Source organism: Corynebacterium sp. UBA2622, from assembly GCF_002339505.1.
Lineage (GTDB): Bacteria > Actinomycetota > Actinomycetes > Mycobacteriales > Mycobacteriaceae > Corynebacterium.
The window spans coordinates 185,564-205,966 of sequence record NZ_DDJO01000009.1 but is presented as its reverse complement, the minus strand read 5'-3'; the positions used below and the strand labels follow the sequence as shown (position 1 = coordinate 205,966).

General features: G+C 68.8%; 16 protein-coding genes. 10 read left to right on the top strand and 6 right to left on the bottom strand.

The features are described from left to right. Positions 1–8: 8 nt before the first annotated feature. From ruvB to B3611_RS03565, 6 genes are all read left to right on the top strand, one after another. A complete protein-coding gene (gene ruvB, locus B3611_RS03590) occupies positions 9–1,085 on the top strand; it encodes a Holliday junction branch migration DNA helicase RuvB (RefSeq protein ID WP_291313700.1) in 1,077 nt (358 codons plus the stop codon). 165 nt (positions 1,086–1,250) lie between these two features. Continuing rightward, positions 1,251–3,080, top strand: coding sequence for a protein translocase subunit SecD (secD, locus tag B3611_RS03585; RefSeq protein ID WP_291313699.1), 1,830 nt, complete (start codon positions 1,251–1,253; stop codon positions 3,078–3,080). A gap of 2 nt (positions 3,081–3,082) precedes the next feature. After that, positions 3,083–4,294: a protein translocase subunit SecF gene (gene secF, locus B3611_RS03580; protein WP_291313698.1), complete on the top strand. Its 1,212-nt coding sequence runs from the start codon at positions 3,083–3,085 to the stop codon at positions 4,292–4,294. 56 nt (positions 4,295–4,350) lie between these two features. Continuing rightward, positions 4,351–5,961: an ABC transporter substrate-binding protein gene (locus B3611_RS03575; protein ID WP_291313697.1), complete on the top strand. Its 1,611-nt coding sequence runs from the start codon at positions 4,351–4,353 to the stop codon at positions 5,959–5,961. 8 nt (positions 5,962–5,969) lie between these two features. Continuing rightward, a complete protein-coding gene (locus B3611_RS03570; protein ID WP_291313696.1) occupies positions 5,970–6,557 on the top strand; it encodes an adenine phosphoribosyltransferase in 588 nt (195 codons plus the stop codon). A 43-nt stretch (positions 6,558–6,600) separates the two neighbouring features. Further along, the gene (locus B3611_RS03565) at positions 6,601–8,877 is read left to right on the top strand and encodes a RelA/SpoT family protein (protein ID WP_291313695.1); all 2,277 of its coding nucleotides are present in this window, start codon (positions 6,601–6,603) and stop codon (positions 8,875–8,877) included. A 221-nt stretch (positions 8,878–9,098) separates the two neighbouring features. On the opposite strand, the gene B3611_RS03560 is transcribed toward B3611_RS03565, so the two are convergent. Next, the gene (locus B3611_RS03560) at positions 9,099–9,389 is read right to left on the bottom strand and encodes a hypothetical protein (protein WP_291313694.1); all 291 of its coding nucleotides are present in this window, start codon (positions 9,387–9,389) and stop codon (positions 9,099–9,101) included. Between the two features lie 185 nt (positions 9,390–9,574). Continuing rightward, positions 9,575–10,510 (bottom strand): peptidylprolyl isomerase, encoded by a 936-nt coding sequence (locus B3611_RS03555; protein WP_291313693.1) that lies wholly within the window; start codon positions 10,508–10,510, stop codon positions 9,575–9,577. Positions 10,511–10,634: 124 nt separating this feature from the next. Here B3611_RS03555 and B3611_RS03550 point away from each other — a divergent pair, with 124 nt between their 5' ends. Continuing rightward, positions 10,635–11,294, top strand: coding sequence for an MBL fold metallo-hydrolase (locus B3611_RS03550; RefSeq protein WP_291313692.1), 660 nt, complete (start codon positions 10,635–10,637; stop codon positions 11,292–11,294). 61 nt (positions 11,295–11,355) lie between these two features. Continuing rightward, positions 11,356–12,651, top strand: coding sequence for a histidine--tRNA ligase (gene hisS, locus B3611_RS03545; protein ID WP_291313691.1), 1,296 nt, complete (start codon positions 11,356–11,358; stop codon positions 12,649–12,651). Positions 12,652–12,658: 7 nt separating this feature from the next. Here the strand turns inward: hisS and B3611_RS03540 are convergent, their stop codons facing one another. From B3611_RS03540 to B3611_RS03525, 4 genes are all read right to left on the bottom strand, one after another. Beyond that, positions 12,659–14,065 carry an L-serine ammonia-lyase gene (locus B3611_RS03540; RefSeq protein WP_291313690.1) on the bottom strand — a complete coding sequence of 469 codons (1,407 nt, stop codon included), beginning with the start codon at positions 14,063–14,065 and terminating at the stop codon, positions 12,659–12,661. Between the two features lie 54 nt (positions 14,066–14,119). Further along, a complete protein-coding gene (locus tag B3611_RS03535) occupies positions 14,120–14,782 on the bottom strand; it encodes a CE1759 family FMN reductase (protein ID WP_291313689.1) in 663 nt (220 codons plus the stop codon). Further along, a complete protein-coding gene (locus tag B3611_RS03530) occupies positions 14,782–15,906 on the bottom strand; it encodes a CE1758 family FMN-dependent luciferase-like monooxygenase (RefSeq protein WP_291313688.1) in 1,125 nt (374 codons plus the stop codon). Before B3611_RS03530 ends, B3611_RS03535 begins: the two co-directional genes overlap by 1 nt. Positions 15,907–16,069: 163 nt before the next feature. Continuing rightward, a complete protein-coding gene (locus tag B3611_RS03525) occupies positions 16,070–16,978 on the bottom strand; it encodes a neutral zinc metallopeptidase (RefSeq protein ID WP_291313687.1) in 909 nt (302 codons plus the stop codon). A gap of 189 nt (positions 16,979–17,167) precedes the next feature. Between B3611_RS03525 and aspS the strand changes: the two genes are divergently transcribed. Both aspS and B3611_RS03515 read left to right on the top strand, forming a co-directional pair. After that, a complete protein-coding gene (gene aspS, locus B3611_RS03520) occupies positions 17,168–19,045 on the top strand; it encodes an aspartate--tRNA ligase (protein ID WP_291313686.1) in 1,878 nt (625 codons plus the stop codon). Positions 19,046–19,160: 115 nt separating this feature from the next. Further along, entirely contained in the window at positions 19,161–20,396 is a 1,236-nt protein-coding gene (locus B3611_RS03515; protein ID WP_291313685.1) for a phosphotransferase family protein, read from the top strand. Positions 20,397–20,403: the final 7 nt, after the last annotated feature.

The window sequence follows — 20,403 nt, the reverse complement described above, 5'->3', positions numbered from 1 at the left end:
TGTAGCGCATGTCGGACGTCGAGAAGACCGAGTTCACGCTTCCCGAGGCGCCGGGAAGGCCCCAGCATTCGCTTGTCGACGCCACCGAGAACCTCGAGGAACGCGACGTCGAGAAGTCCCTCCGCCCGAAATCGATCACCGAATTCATCGGGCAGCCCAAGGTGCGCGAGCAGCTCAACCTGGTCCTCGCGGGTGCGCGCCGGCGCAGCGTCACACCGGACCACATCCTGCTTTCCGGCCCGCCCGGCCTGGGCAAGACGACGATGGCGATGATTATCGCGCAGGAGCTCGGCACCTCGCTGCGCATGACCTCTGGGCCGGCCCTCGAGCGTGCCGGGGACCTCGCCGCCATGCTTTCGAACCTGATGGAGGGCGACGTGCTCTTCATCGACGAGATCCACCGCATCGCTCGCCCGGCCGAGGAGATGCTCTACATGGCGATGGAGGACTTCCGCATCGACGTGATCGTGGGCAAGGGCCCGGGCGCGACGTCGATCCCGCTGGAGATCCCGCCGTTCACCCTCGTCGGGGCCACGACGCGCGCCGGCATGCTCACCGGCCCGCTGCGCGACCGCTTCGGTTTCACCGCCCAGATGGAGTTCTACGATGTCGGGGACCTGACGCGCGTGATCACCCGCGCGGCCGACATCCTCGGGGTGAGCATCGACCCCGACGCCGCCGTGGAGATCGCCTCGCGCTCGAGGGGGACGCCGCGCATCGCCAACCGCCTGCTGCGCCGCGTGCGCGACTGGGCGGACGTGCACGGCAGCGGCCGTGTGGACGTGCCCGCCGCGCGCGCTGCCCTCGAGGTTTTCGACGTCGACGAGCGCGGGTTGGACCGGCTCGACCGCGCCGTGCTCGACTCGCTCATCCGCGGCCACGGCGGCGGGCCGGTGGGTGTGAACACCCTGGCCATCGCGGTGGGGGAGGAGCCCGCCACCGTCGAGGAGGTCTGCGAGCCGTACCTCGTGCGCGCCGGCCTCATGGCGCGCACCGGCCGCGGCCGCGTCGCCACCGCGGCCGCGTGGCACCACCTGGGGCTCACGCCCCCGCCCGAGGCGCCCGGCCAGCTGAACCTCATCTAATATGCCGCCCGCGTTTTTCACCCGACCCGCGCGGGGCCCAGCCACGTCACGCCGCGACGATGACGTAGCATGACCCGTTGTGCGTTTCCCCGCGCGGGCCCGGTCCGGGTGGCCCGCGGGCGGGGAGAGTGAAAACGGTTGTACCGAAATAGAGGAGTTGCCTCAGTGTCCGCAAGAAATCGGCGTTCGAGCGACGCGGGCGCGAAAAGGACGTGGCCGGCCAGGGCCCTCGCCCTCTTCGCGCTCCTTGTCGTCATCGTGTACTCCCTGGTGTTGTTCACCGGGGACAGGTCCGCGACCCCCAAACTGGGCATCGACCTGCAGGGCGGGACCCGCGTGACGCTGGTCCCGCAGGGCCAGGAGCCCACCCGCGACCAGCTGGAGGACGCCCGCAACATCATCGAGAACCGCGTCAACGGCATGGGCGTCAGCGGCGCCACCGTGGTCGTTGACGGCAACACCCTCGTCATCACGGCCGCGGGGGACGACACCTCCGAGGTACGCAACCTGGGCCAGACCTCCCAGCTCGCGTTCCGGCCGGTGCTGCAGGGCACCCCGCCCGACCCGGCGACGTTCACCCCGGCGCTCGTGGACATGGCCAACCAGTGGGTCAAGTACGGCGTGATGGACAAGGACACCGCGCAGGACGTCGTTAAGCAGGCGACGTCCCAGCTCGGCGGGGGAGACGCTCCGGCCCTGAACGCCGAGCCCCTGCCCGATCCGGACGGCCCCGTGCAGGCCGCGGACCGCCGCAAGGAAACGACGGACATGCTGCGCGAGACGCGCCAGTCCGATGACCCGACCACCCAGTTCGCGGCGATGGCCCTGATGTCTTCGGTCTGCTCGGCAAATTCGACCGACCCGCTCGCCGGAACCGACGACGAGGCCAAGCCCCTCGTCGCCTGCGACTCCGACTCGGGCCAGCCGCTGCTGCTCGACGCGGTGCCCCTGCTCAACGGCCAGAGCGGCCCCGACGGCAAGCGCCTCACCGGTGACCAGATCGACACCGGCCGCGCGATCACCGGCGGGTTCAACCCGCAGTCCAGCCAGATGGAGATCAGCTTCGCGTTCAGCCAGGCGGGCGAGTCGAACGGCTCCCAGACGTGGGCGCAGCTGACAAGCGAGATGATCGGCAAGCAGATCGCGATCACCCTGGACTCCCAGGTCATCTCCGCGCCGGTCATCCAGGGCTCGACCCCGCCCGGCTCCGCCACGTCGATCACCGGAAAGTTCTCCCAGGAGGAGGCGGAGGCCCTGGCCAACAACCTGCGCTACGGTGCGCTGCCGCTGTCCTTCGCCGGTGAGAACGGTGAACCCGGCGGCACCGCAATGACCGTGCCGCCGTCGCTCGGCCTGGCCTCGCTCAAGGCGGGCCTCTACGCGGGTATCGCGGGCCTGATCCTCGTGGCCGTCTTCGTCTTCGCCTACTACCGTCTCTTCGGCCTGATCTCCCTGTTCACGCTGGCGGTCTCCGGCCTGCTCGTCTACGGCGCGCTGGTGCTGCTCGGCCGGTGGATCGGCTACTCGCTGGACCTGTCCGGCGTGGCCGGCCTCATCATCGGCGTGGGCACCACGGCCGACTCCTTTGTGGTCATCTACGAGCGCATCAAGGACGAGCTGCGCAAGGGCAAGACGTTCCGCTCGGCCACGGCCCACGGCTGGGACCGCGCGAAGGAGACCGTGGTCACCGGCAACATGGTCACGCTCATCGGCGCCGTGATCATCTACTTCCTCGCGGTCGGCGACGTCAAGGGCTTCGCCTTCACGATGGGCCTGACCACCATCTTCGACCTCGTGGTCACCTTCCTCGTCACCGCGCCGCTGATGATCCTCGCCTCCCGCAACCGATTCTGGTCCAGGCCCTCCGTCAACGGCATGGGCAAGATCTACAAGCTTGTCGACGACGAGCGCGCGCGCCCCCGCGCCCTCGACGGCGACACCTCCCGCACGCCCGTCGCCGCCGGGGACCGCCCCGCAGACCCCGAGGAGAACTAACGATGGCCAGCACCTCAATCTCCGCAGACCGCACGCCCGACGCGGGCACCGCACCCGAGGGTACTGCGCCCGCCGCCGGCGCGACCCGCCGCTCCCGGTACGACCGCCTCTACTCCGGCGACGGCGCGATCGACTTCGTCGGCCGCTCCAAGCTGTGGTACACGATCACCCTCGCGCTGGTGGCCGTCTCGCTGCTCGCGATGCTCCTGCGCGGTTTTAACCTCGGCATCGACTTCGAGGGTGGCACCAAGATGAGCATGCCCGCCGGCGACCTATCCACCGAGCAGGTGGAGCACACCTTCGTCGACGCAACGGGAGTCACACCGGAGCTGACGCAGATCGTGGGCGCGGGCGACTCCCGCACGCTGGAGATCAACTCTCAGCACCTGAGCCAGGAACAGATCGACTCCGCCCGCCAGGCGATCTACGACCAGTACCGGCCCGTGGACGGGGAGGGCCGCGCAACGGCCGACGCGATCGGCGACTCCACCGTCTCCGAGTCATGGGGTTCGACCATCACCAAGCGCATGGTTCTCGCCATGGTCGTCTTCTTCGTTGCCGCCGCGGTGTATGTCGCGCTGCGCCTGCAGCGCGACATGGCGGCTGCGGCCATGGGTGCCCTGCTTGTCGACGGCATCGTCATCCTCGGGACGTACTCCCTGTTCGGACTCGAGGTCACCCCGGCGATGGTGATCGGCCTGCTGACCGTCCTCACCTTCTCCCTCTACGACACCGTCATCGTCTTCGACAAGGTGCGGGAGAACACCGCCGGTGTGCTCGATTCGCGCCGCTCCACCTACGCCGAGGAGGCCAACCTCGCCGTGAACCAGACGGTGATGCGTTCGATCTCCACTTCGGTCATCTCCGCGCTGCCCATCGTCGCGCTGCTCGCCGTGGCCGTGTGGATGATGGGCGTGGGTACGCTGCGCGACCTCGCCCTGATCCAGCTCATCGGCGTGATCGAGGGCGTATTCTCCTCCCTGTTCCTCGCCACGCCGCTCCTGGTCACCCTGGTCAACCGGCGGGCGAAGTACCGCGACCACAACCGCGAGGTGGCGGCCTACCGCGCCGGCGAGCTCGCCGACGACCGCGGGGACGCGTCACGCCCCGGCGGCTCAACGCGGCGCACCGTCGCCGCCCCGGTCGTCCCCGCCGGCCCCGTGGAGGCCCCGGCCGCCCCGGCCACCGCCACGTGGAGGCCGAACAACAGGTGAGTGGGGCGTCGACAAGCCCGGGCCCTGCCCGGGTGCCCCTAGGAAAGGATTTCAGTGTGACACGCATTCGCGCCGCGCTCCCCGTCGCCGTGGCGGGGGGGCTCCTTGCGTCGTGCTCCCCGCCCGCGGATAAGGCGGCGGGTGACACCAGCACCGATTACTTCGGCTACCAGCTTCCCGTGGACGTGACCACCACCAACGCGGGGTCGATGGACGGTGTTGCCGAGACGGCGCAGGCGCTGTCGGGGCGGCTCTACCCGGGTGTCTTCGTTCCCGGCCCGAACGGCCAGATGATCCCGAACACCGACCTGGTGACCACCCAGGTACTCCCCGGCGCGCAGCGCAGGGTGGTGTACAAGCTCTCGGACTCCGCCTCGTTCTCGGACGGCACGGCCGTGACGTGCGATGATTACCTGCTCACCCTCAAGGCGGGGCAGCTTCCGGAGGTCTTCGGGTCCCACATGCCGCTGTTCGACGAGGTCGCCGACATGAACTGCGAGCCGGGTGCGAAAGAATTCACGGTGGTGTTCAAGGAGGGCGCGGGGGCGCGGTGGCGCGGCCTCTTCGGTGCCGGCACCGTCCTTCCCGCCCATGCGGTTGCCCGCCGCGCCGGCATGGAGCTCGGTGAGCTGGACACGGCGCTGCGCTCGGAGGATCCGGCCGAGCTTCACCCGGTGGCGGCGGCCTGGCGCGACGGGTTCAACCTGGAGTCCTTCGACCCGGAGCTTCAGGTCTCCTTCGGCCCGTACCGCATTGACTCTGTCGGGCAGCACGGTGAGGTGGCTCTCGTGGCCAACGACTCCTACTACGGCGACGCCCCCCGCACCCCGAAGCTCGTGGTGTGGCCGGCGAGCGCAAACCCCGACGAGCTGAAGGACACCGGCGCGCAGCGCGTCGCCGAACTCAACGAGCCGAAGCCCGCGTGGCTCAACCTCGACGCCGAGGGAAACCCCTTCGACGTCAAGAGCGCCGTCGGGGAACTCACCGATTCCCTCACCTTCGCCCCGGCAGGGATGTGGTCCGTGCCCTCGAACCGCCAAGCCCTGGCGGCGTGCGTGGACCAGCGCGCCGTGGCTGCCGCCTCCGGTGCGGCGAGCGGGCTCGACGTACCGGTCAACCTAGTGCACATGCTGCCCTACAACGACCCCCAGGCGCGCCGCCTGGGCGGGGTGGTTGACCCGCACATGGCCGTCGATCCCGCCGCCGCGGGCGCGCTGGCGGGTACCGAGGTGCGCATCGGTTACGCCGGGGCCGCCCAGCGCTCCGCCGCAATGGTCGACACCGTGCGCGCCTCCTGCGAGCCCGCGGGCATCCGAGTGGTGGACGCCGGGGGCAACAAGACCCTCCGCGACCTGTCCCACGTGGAGACGGGGGAGTCGGGAGAGCGAACCACCACCGAAGGCAGCGTCGACGTCCTGCTGCGCCCCGTCGACTCCGCCACCGAGTACCCCGGCGCCGGCAACCGCCCCCAGGACCTGCCCGCGCTCCAGGACGAGGAGAGGAAACTGTGGGAGGAGCTGCCCTCGATCCCGCTGTCCGCGCAGCCGCGCATCTTCGCCATCGACCGCAACGTCGGTAACGTTGTCGTGTACACGGGGACCGCCGGCATCGGCTGGAACATGGACCGCTGGCAGAGCGCGTCCCCGCAACCCACCAAACGCAAGTGAGGTCCCCCGTGTCCCACCATCCTGACGCCAGCGAGAGGGCGTACGCCTCGGCCGCCGAGGCCATCGCGGACAAGATCCGCCGGGTTCCCGACTTCCCGGAAAAGGGTGTTGTCTTCGAGGACCTGACGCCCGTGCTTGCCGACGGCCCCGCCCTGCGCGCAGTCGTCCGCGAGCTGGCGGAGGAGAGTCGCGCCCTGGGCGCCGACATCATCGGCGGACTCGACGCCCGCGGCTTCCTCCTCGGTTCCGCCGTGGCCTACGAGCTGGGCCTGGGCATCCTGGCCATCCGTAAGAAGGGCAAGCTGCCTCCGCCGGTGCTGACCCAGGAGTACGACACCGAGTACAGCACCGCCGCGCTGGAGATTCCCGCCGACGGCGTGGACCTCAAGGGCCGCCGGATCGTCCTCGTCGATGACGTGCTGGCCACCGGTGGAACCCTGGTGGCGGCGACGGATCTCATCGAGCGCGCCGGTGGTAGCGTCGTGGGATACGTTGTGGTCCTCGAGGTCGAGGGCCTGGGTGGCCGCGACAAACTCGGTGGGGCGCCCGTGGTGGTCCTCAACAACCCGGGCCGCGGTACCGGCGCGCGCCGGTAGAAGCACCCAGAACACGCCGTTAGAGCACACGGAAGGGCACCCGATGGCAAACGATAGAGCGGTGAAGCGGTCGGGCTCGAGCGTGCGCAGCGTCTCCGCCCGCCTGGCGCGGTCGCTGACGGGGGGACGGGCCAAGGTAAACCCGGTCCTGGACCCCCTGCTGTCCATCCACCGCGCCTACCACCCCAAGGCGGATGTGGAGGTGCTCAACCGCGCGTACGACACCGCGGAGAAGCTCCACGAGGGCGTGTTCCGCAAGTCCGGTGACCCCTACATCACCCACCCGTTGGCCGTGGCCACCATCTGCGGCGAGATCGGCATGGACACCACCACGCTCGTCGCGGCGCTGCTGCACGACACGGTAGAGGACACCGACTACTCCCTCGACGACCTCACCCGGGACTTCGGGCCCGAGGTGGCGCGGCTTGTCGACGGCGTGACCAAACTGGACAAGGTCGACCTGGGCGCCGCGGCCGAGGCCGAGACCATCCGCAAGATGATCGTCGCGATGGCCGAGGACCCGCGCGTGCTGGTGATCAAGGTCGCCGACCGGCTGCACAACATGCGCACGATGCGGTTCCTGCCGCCCGAGAAGCAGGCAAAGAAGGCTCGGGAGACCCTCGACGTGATCGCCCCGCTCGCGCACCGCCTGGGCATGGCCAGCGTGAAGTGGGAGTTGGAGGACCTCGCCTTCGCCATCCTCTACCCGAAGAAGTACGAAGAGATCGTTCGGCTCGTCGCCGACCGCGCCCCCTCCCGCGACCGGGCCCTGAAGGAGATCACCGCCCAGCTGGAAGCGGAGCTGCGGGCCAACAACATCAGCGCCGAGGTGATGGGCCGGCCTAAGCATTACTGGTCGATCTACCAGAAGATGGTGGTGCGCGGCCACGAGTTCAACGAGATCTTCGACCTGGTGGGCCTGCGCGTCTTGGTGGACAATGTCCACGACTGCTACGCCGCGATCGGCGTGGTGCACTCCCTTTATTCGGCGCTGCCGGGGCGGTTCAAGGACTACATCTCCAACCCGCGTTTCGGCGTGTACCAGTCACTGCACACCACGGTGATGACGGACAGCGGCCGCGCCCTGGAGGTGCAGGTGCGCACCCACGAGATGCACTACAACGCCGAGTTCGGCGTCGCCGCGCACTGGCGCTACAAGGAGTCCAAGGGCTCCCACAAGGGTGATCCGGCCGAGGTGGACCAGATGGCGTGGATGCGCCAGCTCCTCGACTGGCAGAAGGAGGCGGCGGACCCCAACGAGTTCCTCGATTCCCTCCGCTACGACCTCACCAGCCAGCAGATCTTCGCCTTCACCCCGAAGGGCGACGTGGTTAACCTGCCCGCCGGCTCGACCCCCGTCGACTTCGCCTACGCCGTGCACACCGAGGTGGGGCACCGGTGCATCGGCGCGAAGGTCAACGGCAAGCTCGTCGCGCTCGAGTCGGAGCTCAAGTCCGGTGACAAGGTGGAGGTGTTCACCTCCAAGGACGAGAACGCCGGGCCCTCGCGAGACTGGCAGGAGTTCGTCGTCTCTCCGCGGGCGAAGAGCAAGATCCGCCAGTGGTTCGCCAAGGAACGCCGCGAGGAGCACCTGGAGGCCGGCCGAGACGCGCTGGCGGCCGAGGTGCAGCGCGGCGGGCTTCCGATGCACCGGCTCTTCACCGCTGATTCCATGCGCCAGGTGGCGGGCCAGTTACACTACCCGGACGTCGATGCCCTCTACACGGCCATCGGTGCCGGAAACGTCTCCGCCAAGCACGTCGCGAAGCTTCTCACCGACCTGTTCGGCGACGAGGGCGACGCCGTCGACGCCCTCACGGCGCGCACGCCGATGTCGGAGCTCGTCAAGCCCGTCATGCGGGGGCCGGGCCCCGGGATCCTGGTTCAGGGCAGCCCGGACGTGATGGCCAAGCTGGCCAAGTGCTGCCAACCCGTGCCGGGTGACGAGATCTTCGGCTTCGTCACCCGCGGCGGGGGAGTGTCGGTCCACCGCACGGACTGCACGAACGCCGCCAAGCTGCGCGACGAGCCCGAGAGGCTTATCGACGTCTCCTGGGCCGACGCCTCCTCCGCAGGCGGCGCCACCATGGCGACCCTCAACGTGGAGGCCTTGGACCGGCAGGGGCTGCTCGCCGACCTGACCGGGGCGCTCTCGGAGCAGAAGCTGCCGATCATCTCGCTGAGCTGCCGGATCAGTGACGACCACATTGCGGACGTTCGCTTCACGGTGGGGGTCTCCGACACCAAGCAGCTCGGTGCCCTGATGAACCAGGTGCGCAACATCGAGGGGATCTTCGACATCTACCGGGTCACCTCGTAGGTGGGTGCCGCGCCCGGTTGTTGGTGCGGTTGCCACGGTGCCAGAACCAGAGGGCCAAAACTAAAGGACCAAAACCCCGGGCCGGATTTTACACCGATTTTGCCACCTGGGGTTTTGGCCCTTTAGTTTTGGTCGTCTGGACCCTCGGCAGCTGCCCGGGGCAGCGAAAACCGCCCTGAGGAGATCCTCGGGGCGGTTTCGGAATACTCCGCGACGGAGTCCTACTTCATGAAGTACTTGGTCACGATGCCCGCAATGCCGGCAATGAGGCCGACGAGACCGCTGAGAATGGTGATGATCTTCCCAGCCTGGCCCAAGGCCTTGTCATCCATGTTGCCGAGCGAGGAGCCAAAGTCGAGGTTCGAGGAACCAGAGTCCGTCGGGGCATCCTTGGCATCGCCTGCCGCGAGAACGAGGGTGGTGGGCTCAGCCTGAGCCGGGGCGGCGGCCATGCCACCGGTGACCATGGCTGCGGCGGTGGCGGCAGCGATAAAACCCTTGCGAAGCTTCATGTGTATTCCAATCTGAGAGGGACGCCGATATAGCGGGCTCAACACTAGCGGGCAACTTTGGACAGCGCAATAGTTTCTTAACGAACCACTGGCAATCTTCTGGTAATCACTCCGTGTCCGCCGGTCAACCCGCGCAGCTTTACCCCCGCGGGCCAACCCCGGTCCATCCTTTAAAGCTAACCGTCCTAGCCGGCGACAGTCGCGGCCTCGATCTTGACCTCCTCGGCGGGCTTGCCGTCGGATTTTCCGCCCTCGGCACCCTTCTCGGCGATTTTGTCCAGGGTGTCCAGGCCCTTGTCGTCGATCTTGCCGAAGTACGTGTACATCGGCGGCAGGGTCGAGTCACCGTAGTTGAGGAAGAACTGCGAGCCGTTGGTGCCCAGCCCGGCGTTGGCCATCGCGATGGTGCCGCGGCCGTACTTCACGGGCGGCGGGGACTGCAGGAGCTGACCCTTCATCTGCTCGGCCTGGTCGGCCGGGGTGCCCTCGGGGATCTGGGAGGTGTCCACCTTCTCCAGGGCTTCGTCGGTGGGGTACTCGTTGGCGAAGGTGAAACCCGGGCCGCCGGAGCCGGACCCGGTCGGGTCACCGCACTGCAGGACCTTCAGGCCTTCGCTTGTGGTCAGGCGGTGGCACACGGTGTCGTTGAAGTAGTCCTTCTTCGCGAGGTACTCGATGGAGTTGACCGTGCACGGGGAGACGGAGCGGTCGAGTTCCATGCCGATCGGCCCGGCGGAGGTGTCCAGGTTCACGGTGACGGTCCCGCGCGCTGAGACGCTGTCGGTCGGCGGAGTGCCCACATCCTTGGACTGGCCGGCATCGCCCCTGGGGTAGGAGCACGTTACCGTCTCCGGCAGCGCCTTCGCGCGGGTCAGGGAGAGGGGCTCGGCGTCGATGGGCGAGGGCGAGGAGCTTGTCGACGCACTCTCCTCCGCCGAGGTGGACGTGTCCGCGTCATTGTGGTTGGCGAGCGCGTAGATCCCGCTGCCGATGCCGAGGATGACGACCGCCGAGAGGGCGGCGATGCCCCACGGGCCTCGCTTTTCCTTGCGGTCGCGGGAGTTGAGCTCGCGCTCAAGATTCTTCAGGGCGTCCTTGCCCCGCTGCTCGTTGCTTGCCACGGTGGGTAACCTCGCTTGTCCGGTGTCTCGACCCTCCGAAGGGGCGGGCCGTCTGCGGCATATGAGCCTAGCAGCCGCCCCGGGCCCGCCCCCGGCGGTGCGGCGGGGCGCTACGGTGGTGGGCATGAAAATCACGGGTTTCGCCGCCGGTCCGTTCCAGACGAACTGCTACATCGTCGTCAACGACGCGGTCACCGGGGGCGACGGCCTCCACCCCGCGTTCGTCGTCGACCCCAGCCTGGGCGCTCATGACCGCGTCGTCGAGGCCGTGCGGGCGGAGGGGGCGCGGCTGGAGGCGGTGGTTCTCACCCACGGCCACATCGACCACACCCGCGACGCCGGAAAGTTTGGGCTGCGGACCTTCATTCACCCCGACGACGAATTCATGCTCGACGCGGGCGAGGGTATCACCGCGCGCCTCCGGCTGCCCTTCGACGTGGAACACATGGAGCCGATCGAGGATATCCACCACGTCCACGACGGTGAGACGCTAACCGTGGCCGGCCTGGAGTTCGCGGTGCGCCACGCCCCGGGCCACTCGCCCGGCAGCACCCTCTACCTGGGCGACGGTTTCGTCCTGTCCGGCGACGTTCTCTTCCGCGGTTCCATCGGCAGGACGGACCTGCCGTACTCAGATGACGCCGCGATGCAGGACAGCCTCCGCGGGCCGGTGTGGGAGATCCCGGACTCCTTCGCCGTCCTTCCCGGCCACGGGCCCACCACGACTATGGAGCACGAGCGGGCCACCAACCCGTTCCTCCGGGCGGCAAACGCCGGACGCTGACGGGACCAGGGCCCGACGCGGACCGGGACCATGGACAACGCGGGCGCTAGACTTGCGTTCCATGACCGAAACCACGAAGACAGGCAAGCTCACCACCCTCAGCGCGCCGAAGGGCGTGCCGGACTACGTCCCGCCGGTATCCGCCACCTTCATCCGCGTGCGCGACGAGTTCGCCCGCCAGGCGCACCTTGCCGGCTACCAGCACATCGAGCTGCCCGTCTTCGAGGACACCAACCTCTTCGCCCGCGGGGTGGGCGAGTCCACCGACATCGTCTCCAAGGAGATGTACACCTTCGCCGACCGCGGCGACCGCTCGGTGACCCTGCGCCCCGAGGGCACCGCGGGCGTGATGCGCGCGGTGATCGAGCACAACCTCGACCGCGGATACCTGCCCGTCAAACTCAACTACTACGGGCCGTTCTTCCGCTACGAGCGGCCCCAGGCCGGCCGTTACCGCCAGCTCCAACAGGTCGGGGTCGAGGCCATCGGGGTCGACGACCCCCTCCTCGACGCCGAGATCATCGCCCTGGCCGACCGCTGCTACCGCAGCGTGGGCCTCACCGGCTTCCGCCTCGAGCTGACCAGCCTGGGCGACGCCACCTGCCGCCCGCAGTACCGCGAGAAGCTGCAGGAGTTCCTCTTCTCGCTGCCCCTGGACGAGGAGACCCGCACCCGCGCCCGGCTCAACCCGCTGCGCGTCCTCGATGACAAGCGCCCCGAGGTCCGCGAGATGCTCGAGGAAGCCCCGCTCATGCTCGACCACCTCTCGGCCGAATCGCGGGAGCACTTCGAGACGGTCACCGGCACCCTGGACGACCTGCGTGTGCCCTACGTGATCAACCCCCGAATGGTCCGCGGCCTGGACTACTACACCAAGACCACCTTCGAGTTCGTCCACGACGGCCTCGGCGCGCAGTCCGGCATCGGCGGCGGCGGACGCTACGACGGCCTGATGGCGCAGATCGGCGGCCAGGACCTCTCCGGCATCGGCTTCGGCCTGGGCGTCGACCGCACCGTCCTAGCCCTCGAGGCTGAGGGCGTGCAGCTGGAGGGCGTCGACAGGCGCGTGGACGTCTTCGGTGTCGCCATCGGCGAGGCGGCGGGAAAGCGCATGAGCCTGCTTGTCGACGCCCTCCGCGCGTCCGGGATTTCCGCCGACATGTCGTACGGCGGGCGCGGACTCAAGGGCGCCATGAAGGGAGCGGACCGCGCAGGCGCGAAGTACGCCCTGGTTCTCGGCGAGCGCGAGCTCGAGGCGGGGCAGGTTGCGGTGAAGAACCTCGCCGACCACTCCCAGGTCGATGTCGCGCTCAACGTCGAGGCCGTCATCGGCGCCGTGACCGCCCTGCGGGGCTAGGGCACCGCTAACACTCGGTGATGTTGACGGGCAGGCCGAGCTGGACGGCTAGCCCGCCCATCGAGGTCTCCTTGTACTTGGTCATCATGTCGCGCCCGGTGGCCGCCATGGTCTCCACGACGTCGTCGAGGGTCACGATGTTCGTGCCGTCGCCAAGCTTGGCCAGGCGCGCGGCGTTGATGGCCTTGACCCCGCCGATCGCGTTGCGCTCGATGCACGGCACCTGCACGAGGCCGCCGACCGGGTCGCACGTCAGGCCGAGGTTGTGCTCGAGGGCGATTTCGGCGGCGTTCTCCACCTGCTGGGGCGTGCCGCCGAGGATCGCGCACATCCCGGCTGCAGCCATCGACGAGGCCGAGCCGACCTCGCCCTGGCAGCCGACCTCGGCACCGGAGATGGATGCGTTGGTCTTGATGATCACCCCGATCGCCCCGGCGGTGAGGAGGAACTCCCGCGCGCGCTCGACCGTGAAATCGTCGGTGAAGTCCCGGCAGTAGTGCATCACGGCCGGGATGATGCCGGCGGCCCCGTTGGTGGGGGCGGTGACAACCTGGCCGTGCGCGGCATTTTCCTCGTTGACAGCCAGCGCGTAGAGGTTGACCCACTCCATCGCGTCCAACCCCCGCGCCGTGGACTCCTGGTATTCCGCCGTGAGCAGGCGGTAGAGGCGCGGGGCACGGCGGGTGACGTTCAGCCCGCCGGGGAGCGTGCCCTCCGTCTTCAGGCCGTGGGAGACGCACTCCTGCATCACGTCCCACACCCGGTCAAGGTGGTCGCGAACGACATCCCAACCGTGCAGCGCCTCCTCGTTGGCGCGCATGATCTCGGCGACCGTCATGCCGTTTTCCTCGCACAGGCGCATGAGGGTCTTTCCGCTGTGGAACTCGAAGGGGATCACCGGACGCTCGTGCGTCGTGGTGATGCCGGACTCCCCGGCCTTGGCCTCCATCCCGGCGCGGTCGAGGATGAACCCGCCACCGACGGAGAAGTACTCCACGCGCTCCGCCACAGGCTGCCCTGCGGCATCCCAGGCGTCGAAGATGAGGCAGTTGGGGTGCTCCGCAACCGGGGTGGGGTCCAGCACCACCTCGTACTCCACGGCGCCGTCGGGGCCCTCGATCACCCCTCGCGGGGGAACCTCCTCCCCGGGCACCGGGGCCACGTCCGGGGAGGTGGTCAGGGGAGTCCACCCGACGAGTCCGAGCAGGACGGCGCGGTCGGTGCCGTGGCCGACACCGGTGGCCGCGAGCGAGCCGCGCAGCTCCACCCGGATGCGGGCGGGGAGAGCACCGGTGTCGCGGGTGAGCCTGTCCGCGAATTCCATCGCGGCGCGCATGGGCCCGACGGTGTGCGAAGAGGATGGACCGATACCGATGCTGAACAGATCGACAACGCTAACGGTGTTTTGAGACATGGGGCGATGCTACATCAGGGGGCGGTCACTCAAGGCCGCTTCGCGCCGGGCCTCTTACGATGTGCCGGTGCGGCCGTCGAGAAGCTGGTCGAAGGGCACGAAGTCCTCGGTCACGTCGAGACCCGTCTTGCGGGGCCGGGCACCGGCGGCACCCCCTCCGCCGCCGGCACGGTCGGCCTGCGCGGGAAAGAGGAGCTCCGCCAGCTCGGTGGCGGCGCGCTCCACCCGGGCGGAGAACTCCGCGCTGCCGGGCCCGCCGAAGTCTCCCGTGGCGGCGAAGAGCGCGGTGGGGACCACGACGGCCCGCATGAAGGTCAGAAGGGGCCGCAGAGCGTACTCGGTGACCAGGGAGTGCCGGGCGGTGCCGGCCGTGGCGGCGATGATGGTGGGCATGGCGTTGAGAGCGTCGGCGTCGAGAACGTCGAAGAACATCTTGAACAGCCCGCTGTAGCTGGCTTTGAACACCGGGGTGACGGCCACCAGGGCATCGGCGGAGGAGAGCCTGCGCCGCACCTCGTCGAGCCGCGGGGCGGAGGTGCCGGTGGTGGTGGCGTGGGCGAGGTCGGTCGCCAGCTCGCGCAGTTCGACGGTCTCGGTCGCGATGTCCCCGCCGCGCCGGCGTGCCGCCCGAGCGACGGCCTCGGCGACGGTGTCGGCCACCTGGCGCGAGGTCGAGGGCGTCGACAAGCCAGCGGTGAGTACGAAGAGTGTGGCCACTATCCTTCCTTTCCGGGGTTGACCTCGAAGTGGGGCAGGGGGCGCCCCGAGCGCTTGGCGGCGAGGAGCGTATCAAAGGTGGGCGGATCGGAGGGGACGTGGTCCGGGCGGCGCGCCTCCATGCGGCGGCGCAGCTCGGGGACGACCTGGGTGCCCAGGATCTCGATCTGGTCCAGAACCACCTCCAGCGGAAGCCCCGCGTGGTCCATGAGGAACATCTGGCGCTGGTAGTCACCCACCCAGTCCGCGAACTGCATGGTGCGCTCGATGACCATCTCCGGCGTGCCCACGGTAAGGGGCGTTGCCTCGGTGAACTCCTCGAGACTGGGGCCGTGCCCGTAGACGGGGGCGTTGTCGAAGTAGGGGCGGAAGAATTTCTTCGCCTCCGCCTCCGTGTCCGCCATGAACACCTGGCCCCCGAGGCCCACGATGGCCTGGTCGGCGCGCCCGTGGCCCCATGCCTCGTAGCGCCGGCGGTAGAGCCCCACCATGGAGGCGGTGTGCTCCTTGTTCCAGAAGATGTTGTTGTGGAAGAACCCGTCGCCGTAGAACGCCGCCTGCTCGGCAATCTGGGGCGAACGGATGGAGCCGTGCCAGACGAACGGGGGCACCCCCTCGAGCGGGGCCGGTGTGGCGGTGAAGCCGTTGAGCGGGGTGCGGAACTGCCCCTGCCAGGTCACCGACCGCTCGCGCCACAGGCGGCGCAGGAGGTGGTAGTTCTCCACCGCCAGCGGGATGCCCTGGCGGATGTCCTTGCCGAACCACGGGTAGACCGGCCCGGTGTTCCCGCGGCCCAGCATGAGTTCCATGCGCCCGTCGACGAGGTTCTGCAGGAAGGAGTAGTCCTCCGCGAGACGGACGGGGTCGTTCGTGGTGATCAGCGTGGTCGAGGTGGACAGGAGGATGCGGCTCGTCTTCGCACCGATATACGCGAGGTGGGTCGTGGGCGAGGAGGGCACGAACGGCGGGTTGTGGTGCTCGCCGGTGGCGAAGACATCCAGGCCGACCTCCTCAGCCTTGAGCGCGATCGCGGTGATGGCGTCGATGCGCTCCTTTTCGGTGGGGGTGGTGCCGGTGGTGGGGTCGGTGGTGACATCGCCGACGGTCATGACGCCGAACTGCACGGCGGGTCCTTTCTCGCGGGGCGGGGGGTACACCGATCACAACAATGGTGACGTGACAACTATTCCGCCCGCCGCGCTAAACGACGCCCACCCGCGCGCCCCGGGCGGGGAGGCGTGCGGGTGGGCGTCGAAAAGCGCGTTCCGCGGGGTCTCGGATCCGGGTCTAGGACTTGTACGCGCCGCGGTTGAGGAAGTCGCAGGAGGACATTTTGCCGGAGTTGTAACCGGCGGAGAAGGACTCCTCGCGCTGCTGGGACGAACCGTGCGTCCAGGCGTCGGGGTTGACCTGGCCGCCGGAGCGCTTCTGGATGTTGTCGTCACCGATCGAGCGGGCCGTCTGCAGCGCCTGGCTCAGCTGCTGCTGGCTGATCGGGTCGAGCATCGCGTCGGGGCCCTCGGAGGCGTGCTTGGCCCAGATGCCCGCGTAGCAGTCCGCCTGCAGCTCGATGGCAACCGCAGCGGAGTCCTCGCCCGGGTGGTTGTAGTCGCTCATGCCGAGGGTGCCCTCGAGGTTCTGGATGTGGTGGCCCACCTCGTGGGCGACCGCGTACTCCTGCGCCAGCGGGCCGTCGGAGCCGCCCAGCTTGTTCAGCTCCTCGAAGAAGCTGACATCGAGGTAGGCAGTGGTGTCCTTCGGGCAGTAGAAGGGGCCCGTCGACGCCGTCGCCTGGCCGCACCCGGTGGTGACGCTGTTCTTGAACAGGTTCATCCCGGGCTGGGTGTAGTCGATACCGGCCTGCTCCGGCAGAACCTTCTGCCAGACGGCGTCCACCGAGTACATGGTGGCCTCGACGCGGCAGTCGTCGTACTCGTTGGCCGCGTTGGGGCTGTTGCAGTGGTCAAGGTTGTAACCGCCCGTGTTGCCCATGTGGCCCGAGGACTGGGGGTTGGCGGGCTGGTCGGTGCCGCCTCCGATGCCGCCGCCCAGGAAGTACATCAGGGCAACCAGGATCAGGGTGCCGATGCCGCCGCCGCCCACCGCGATGGGCATGCCGCCGATCCCGCCGCCACCGCCGGAGCTGGTGGTCACGCGCCCACCGCCGCCGCGGTTGAAATTGCTGTTGAAGGTCATGGGAAAAGTCTGCCAAAGAATCCCGGGAAATGGGGAATACCACCCGGGAAGCCTGTGGAAAGCCACAGCCGGGGTGAGCCCGGGGCCTCTTCGGGATGGGCCCGGGGCGCGTCCGGGTCCTGTCCGGGGCACCGGGTAGACTCGTTGGCGTTAACTTTTGCCCTCACGTGGAAGGACGTGGAAGATACCGTGCTGCGCACTCACCTTGCGGGAGACCTCCGCAAAGAACTCGACGGCCAGACCGTAACCCTCACCGGCTGGGTGTCCCGCCGGCGCGACCACGGCGGCGTGATCTTCATCGACCTGCGCGACCGCTCCGGCCTCGCGCAGGTGGTGTTCCGTGAGTCCGATGTCGCCGAGGCGGCCCACGACCTGCGCAGCGAGTACTGCGTCCAGGTCACCGGCGTGGTCGAGCCCCGCCCCGAGGGCTCCGCGAACCCCAACCTCGCCTCCGGCGAGATCGAGGTGAACGCGACCGAGCTGAAGGTGCTGAACAAGTCCGCGGCCCTGCCCTTCCAGGTCGAGGACTTCACCTCCAACGAGGTGGGGGAGGAGACCCGCCTGAAGTACCGCTACCTCGATCTGCGCCGCGAGCGCCAGGCCAACGCCCTGCGCCTGCGCTCCAACGTCAACCGCGCCGCCCGCGATGTGTTGACCAAGCACGACTTCGTCGAGGTGGAGACCCCGACCCTGACCCGCTCCACGCCCGAGGGCGCCCGCGACTTCCTCGTTCCCGCGCGCCTCCGCCCGGGTTCCTGGTACGCCCTGCCGCAGTCCCCGCAGCTGTTCAAGCAGCTGCTCATGGTCGCTGGCATGGAGCGCTACTTCCAGATCGCGCGCTGCTACCGCGACGAGGACTTCCGTGCCGACCGCCAGCCTGAGTTCACCCAGCTTGATGTGGAGGCCAGCTTCGTCGACCAGGACGACATCATCGCTCTCGCCGAGGAGATCCTCGTCGCGCTGTGGAAGCTCATCGGCTACGACATCAACACCCCCATCCCGCGCATGACCTACAAGGACGCGATGGAGAAGTACGGTTCCGACAAGCCGGACCTGCGCTTCGACATCCAGCTCGTGGACTGCACCGAGTTCTTCCGCGACACGACCTTCCGCGTGTTCCAGAACGAATACGTCGGCGCCGTTGTCATGGAGGGCGGGGCCTCCCAGCCGCGCCGGCAGCTCGACGCCTGGCAGGACTGGGCGAAGCAGCGCGGCGCCAAGGGCCTGGCGTACATCCTGGTCCAGGAGGACGGCGAGCTCGGCGGGCCCGTGGCCAAGAACATCACGGACGAGGAGAAGGCCGGCATCGCCGCCCACGTCGGCGCCAAGCCCGGCGACTGCATCTTCTTCGCCGCGGGCGACGCGAAGTCCTCCCGTGCGCTGCTCGGCGCCGCCCGCAACGAGATCGCCCGCAAGCTCGACCTGATCAAGGAGGGTGACTGGGCCTTCACCTGGGTCGTCGACGCGCCGCTGTTCGAGCCGGCCGCAGACGCCACCGCTTCGGGCGACGTCGCCCTCGGGCACTCCTCCTGGACCGCCGTGCACCACGCGTTCACCTCGCCGAAGCCGGAGTTCCTGGATACCTTCGACAAAGAGCCCGGTGAGGCTCTCGCCTACGCCTACGACATCGTCTGCAACGGCAACGAGATCGGCGGCGGCTCCATCCGCATCCACGACCGCGCGGTCCAGGAGCGCGTCTTTGACGTCATGGGCATCACGGAGGAGGAGGCGCAGGAGAAGTTCGGGTTCCTCCTCGAGGCCTTCTCCTACGGCGCGCCCCCGCACGGTGGCATCGCCTTCGGGTGGGACCGCATCGTCTCGCTGCTCGGCGGCTTCGATTCCATCCGCGACGTCATCGCCTTCCCCAAGTCGGGCGGCGGCGTCGACCCGCTCACCGACGCGCCGGCCCCCATCACCCCGGAGCAGCGCAAGGAGTCGGGTGTGGACGCCAAGCCCAAGGCGGATGCCGCGGGCAAGGCCGGTGCCGGAGCCGGGCGGCGCAACGAGGTCAACCTCGGCGACGAGGCCAAGGACAACGAGGCCGAGGCTGCCGGCGCGGCCGGCTAACACCGACCCACCTCCCCCGGGTGGCACCGGACGGGCAAACCGCCCTCCCCGGTGCCGCCGATATGCGAAGATGGGGGTGGAATCTGGGCCGACGCGGCCCGCAAGGAGTGACCTCATGGAGCAGGACAACGTCATCGCCCTGGCGGAAGATATTCTCACCCGCCGCTACGGGGGAACGCAGAGGCTTACCGACGCCACCCGCCTACCCGGTTCCGGATTCTCCGGCGTCTACCGGGCCCGCGTCGCCGCGAACCCGTTCCTGCAGCACCGCTCCGTTGTGGTGAAGCAGTCCCCGGAGACGGGCGACGTGCTCGAGGACGCCGCCTTCCTCCGCGAGGTCGTCGCCTACCAGTTCACCACCTCGCTCAGCGAGGACGTCCGCCCCGGACCGGTGCTCCTCGGATACGACACCGCGCAGCGCATCATCATCATTTCCGACTCCGGCGACGGGGACACCCTGGAGACGCTCCTGGACACCGCGGACGACGGCCAACGGGTGCAGATACTGCGCAACCTGGGCACCGCCCTCGGCCGGATGCACGCGGGCACGGCGGGCAAGGAGGACGACTACAACGTCCTCTTCGCCCGCATGATGCGCAGCAGGAGGGGTCAGCGCCAGGTCCAGGACCTGCGCGAACACCTGCTGATGCACCGCATCCGCCTCGGCGCCGAAATGCTGGAGAAGTCCGGCATCGCCATCCCCGCCGAGGTGGCGGCAACCGCGGAGCGCATCCGGGCCAGGCTGCTCCACGGCGGCAACCGTGCCTTCACCCCCTTCGACCTCGCCCCCGACAACATCATCTACGCCGACCGCACGCAGTTCCTCGACTACGAGTGGGCCGGTTTCCGCGACGTCACCTTCGACGTGGGCTTTGTCGTCGGCGGGTTCCCCAACTACGTTGCCGCGCGCACGATCAGCGACGACGAGGCGCAGGTGTTCATTGACGCGTGGGTCCGCGAGGTGGAGACGACCTGGCCGAGCGTCCTGCACGGGGACACGCTGCACGCGAGCATCACCGGCGCGCTGATCGGCTGGTCCCTGTCCAGCGTGTCCATCCTCAACGCCAACGCGCTCGAGGAGATGGGGCAGGCCGACCCGCAGCTCGCGGCGGAGTTCGACACGGCGGGCGCCGATCTCGAGGCCGCGGTGAGCGCCGACGGCAGCTTCGAGATCAGCGGCGACCTCCTCCGGCCCCGCACCGACGGACCCTTCACCTCCGACGAAATGCTGGTCCGCCGCGACCTCTACGAGACCTTTGACGCGCTGGCCCGCTACGCCACCCTCGGGCGCGACAGCGCCAACCTCGTCATCGCGGACTGGGCAGGCTCCCTGGCGGAACGCCTGCGGTAGGGGCCGG

What these genes read in the sequence shown, in the direction of transcription:
- secF (WP_291313698.1), top strand. Translation starts at nt 3,083, where the DNA reads ATGGCCAGCACCTCAATCTCCGCAGACCGCACGCCCGACGCGGGCACC.
- B3611_RS03525 (WP_291313687.1), bottom strand. Translation starts at nt 16,978, where the DNA reads ATGACCTTCAACAGCAATTTCAACCGCGGCGGCGGTGGGCGCGTGACC.
- B3611_RS03550 (WP_291313692.1), top strand. Translation starts at nt 10,635, where the DNA reads ATGAAAATCACGGGTTTCGCCGCCGGTCCGTTCCAGACGAACTGCTAC.
- B3611_RS03565 (WP_291313695.1), top strand. Translation starts at nt 6,601, where the DNA reads ATGGCAAACGATAGAGCGGTGAAGCGGTCGGGCTCGAGCGTGCGCAGC.
- B3611_RS03540 (WP_291313690.1), bottom strand. Translation starts at nt 14,065, where the DNA reads ATGTCTCAAAACACCGTTAGCGTTGTCGATCTGTTCAGCATCGGTATC.
- hisS (WP_291313691.1), top strand. Translation starts at nt 11,356, where the DNA reads ATGACCGAAACCACGAAGACAGGCAAGCTCACCACCCTCAGCGCGCCG.
- ruvB (WP_291313700.1), top strand. Translation starts at nt 9, where the DNA reads ATGTCGGACGTCGAGAAGACCGAGTTCACGCTTCCCGAGGCGCCGGGA.
- B3611_RS03515 (WP_291313685.1), top strand. Translation starts at nt 19,161, where the DNA reads ATGGAGCAGGACAACGTCATCGCCCTGGCGGAAGATATTCTCACCCGC.
- B3611_RS03560 (WP_291313694.1), bottom strand. Translation starts at nt 9,389, where the DNA reads ATGAAGCTTCGCAAGGGTTTTATCGCTGCCGCCACCGCCGCAGCCATG.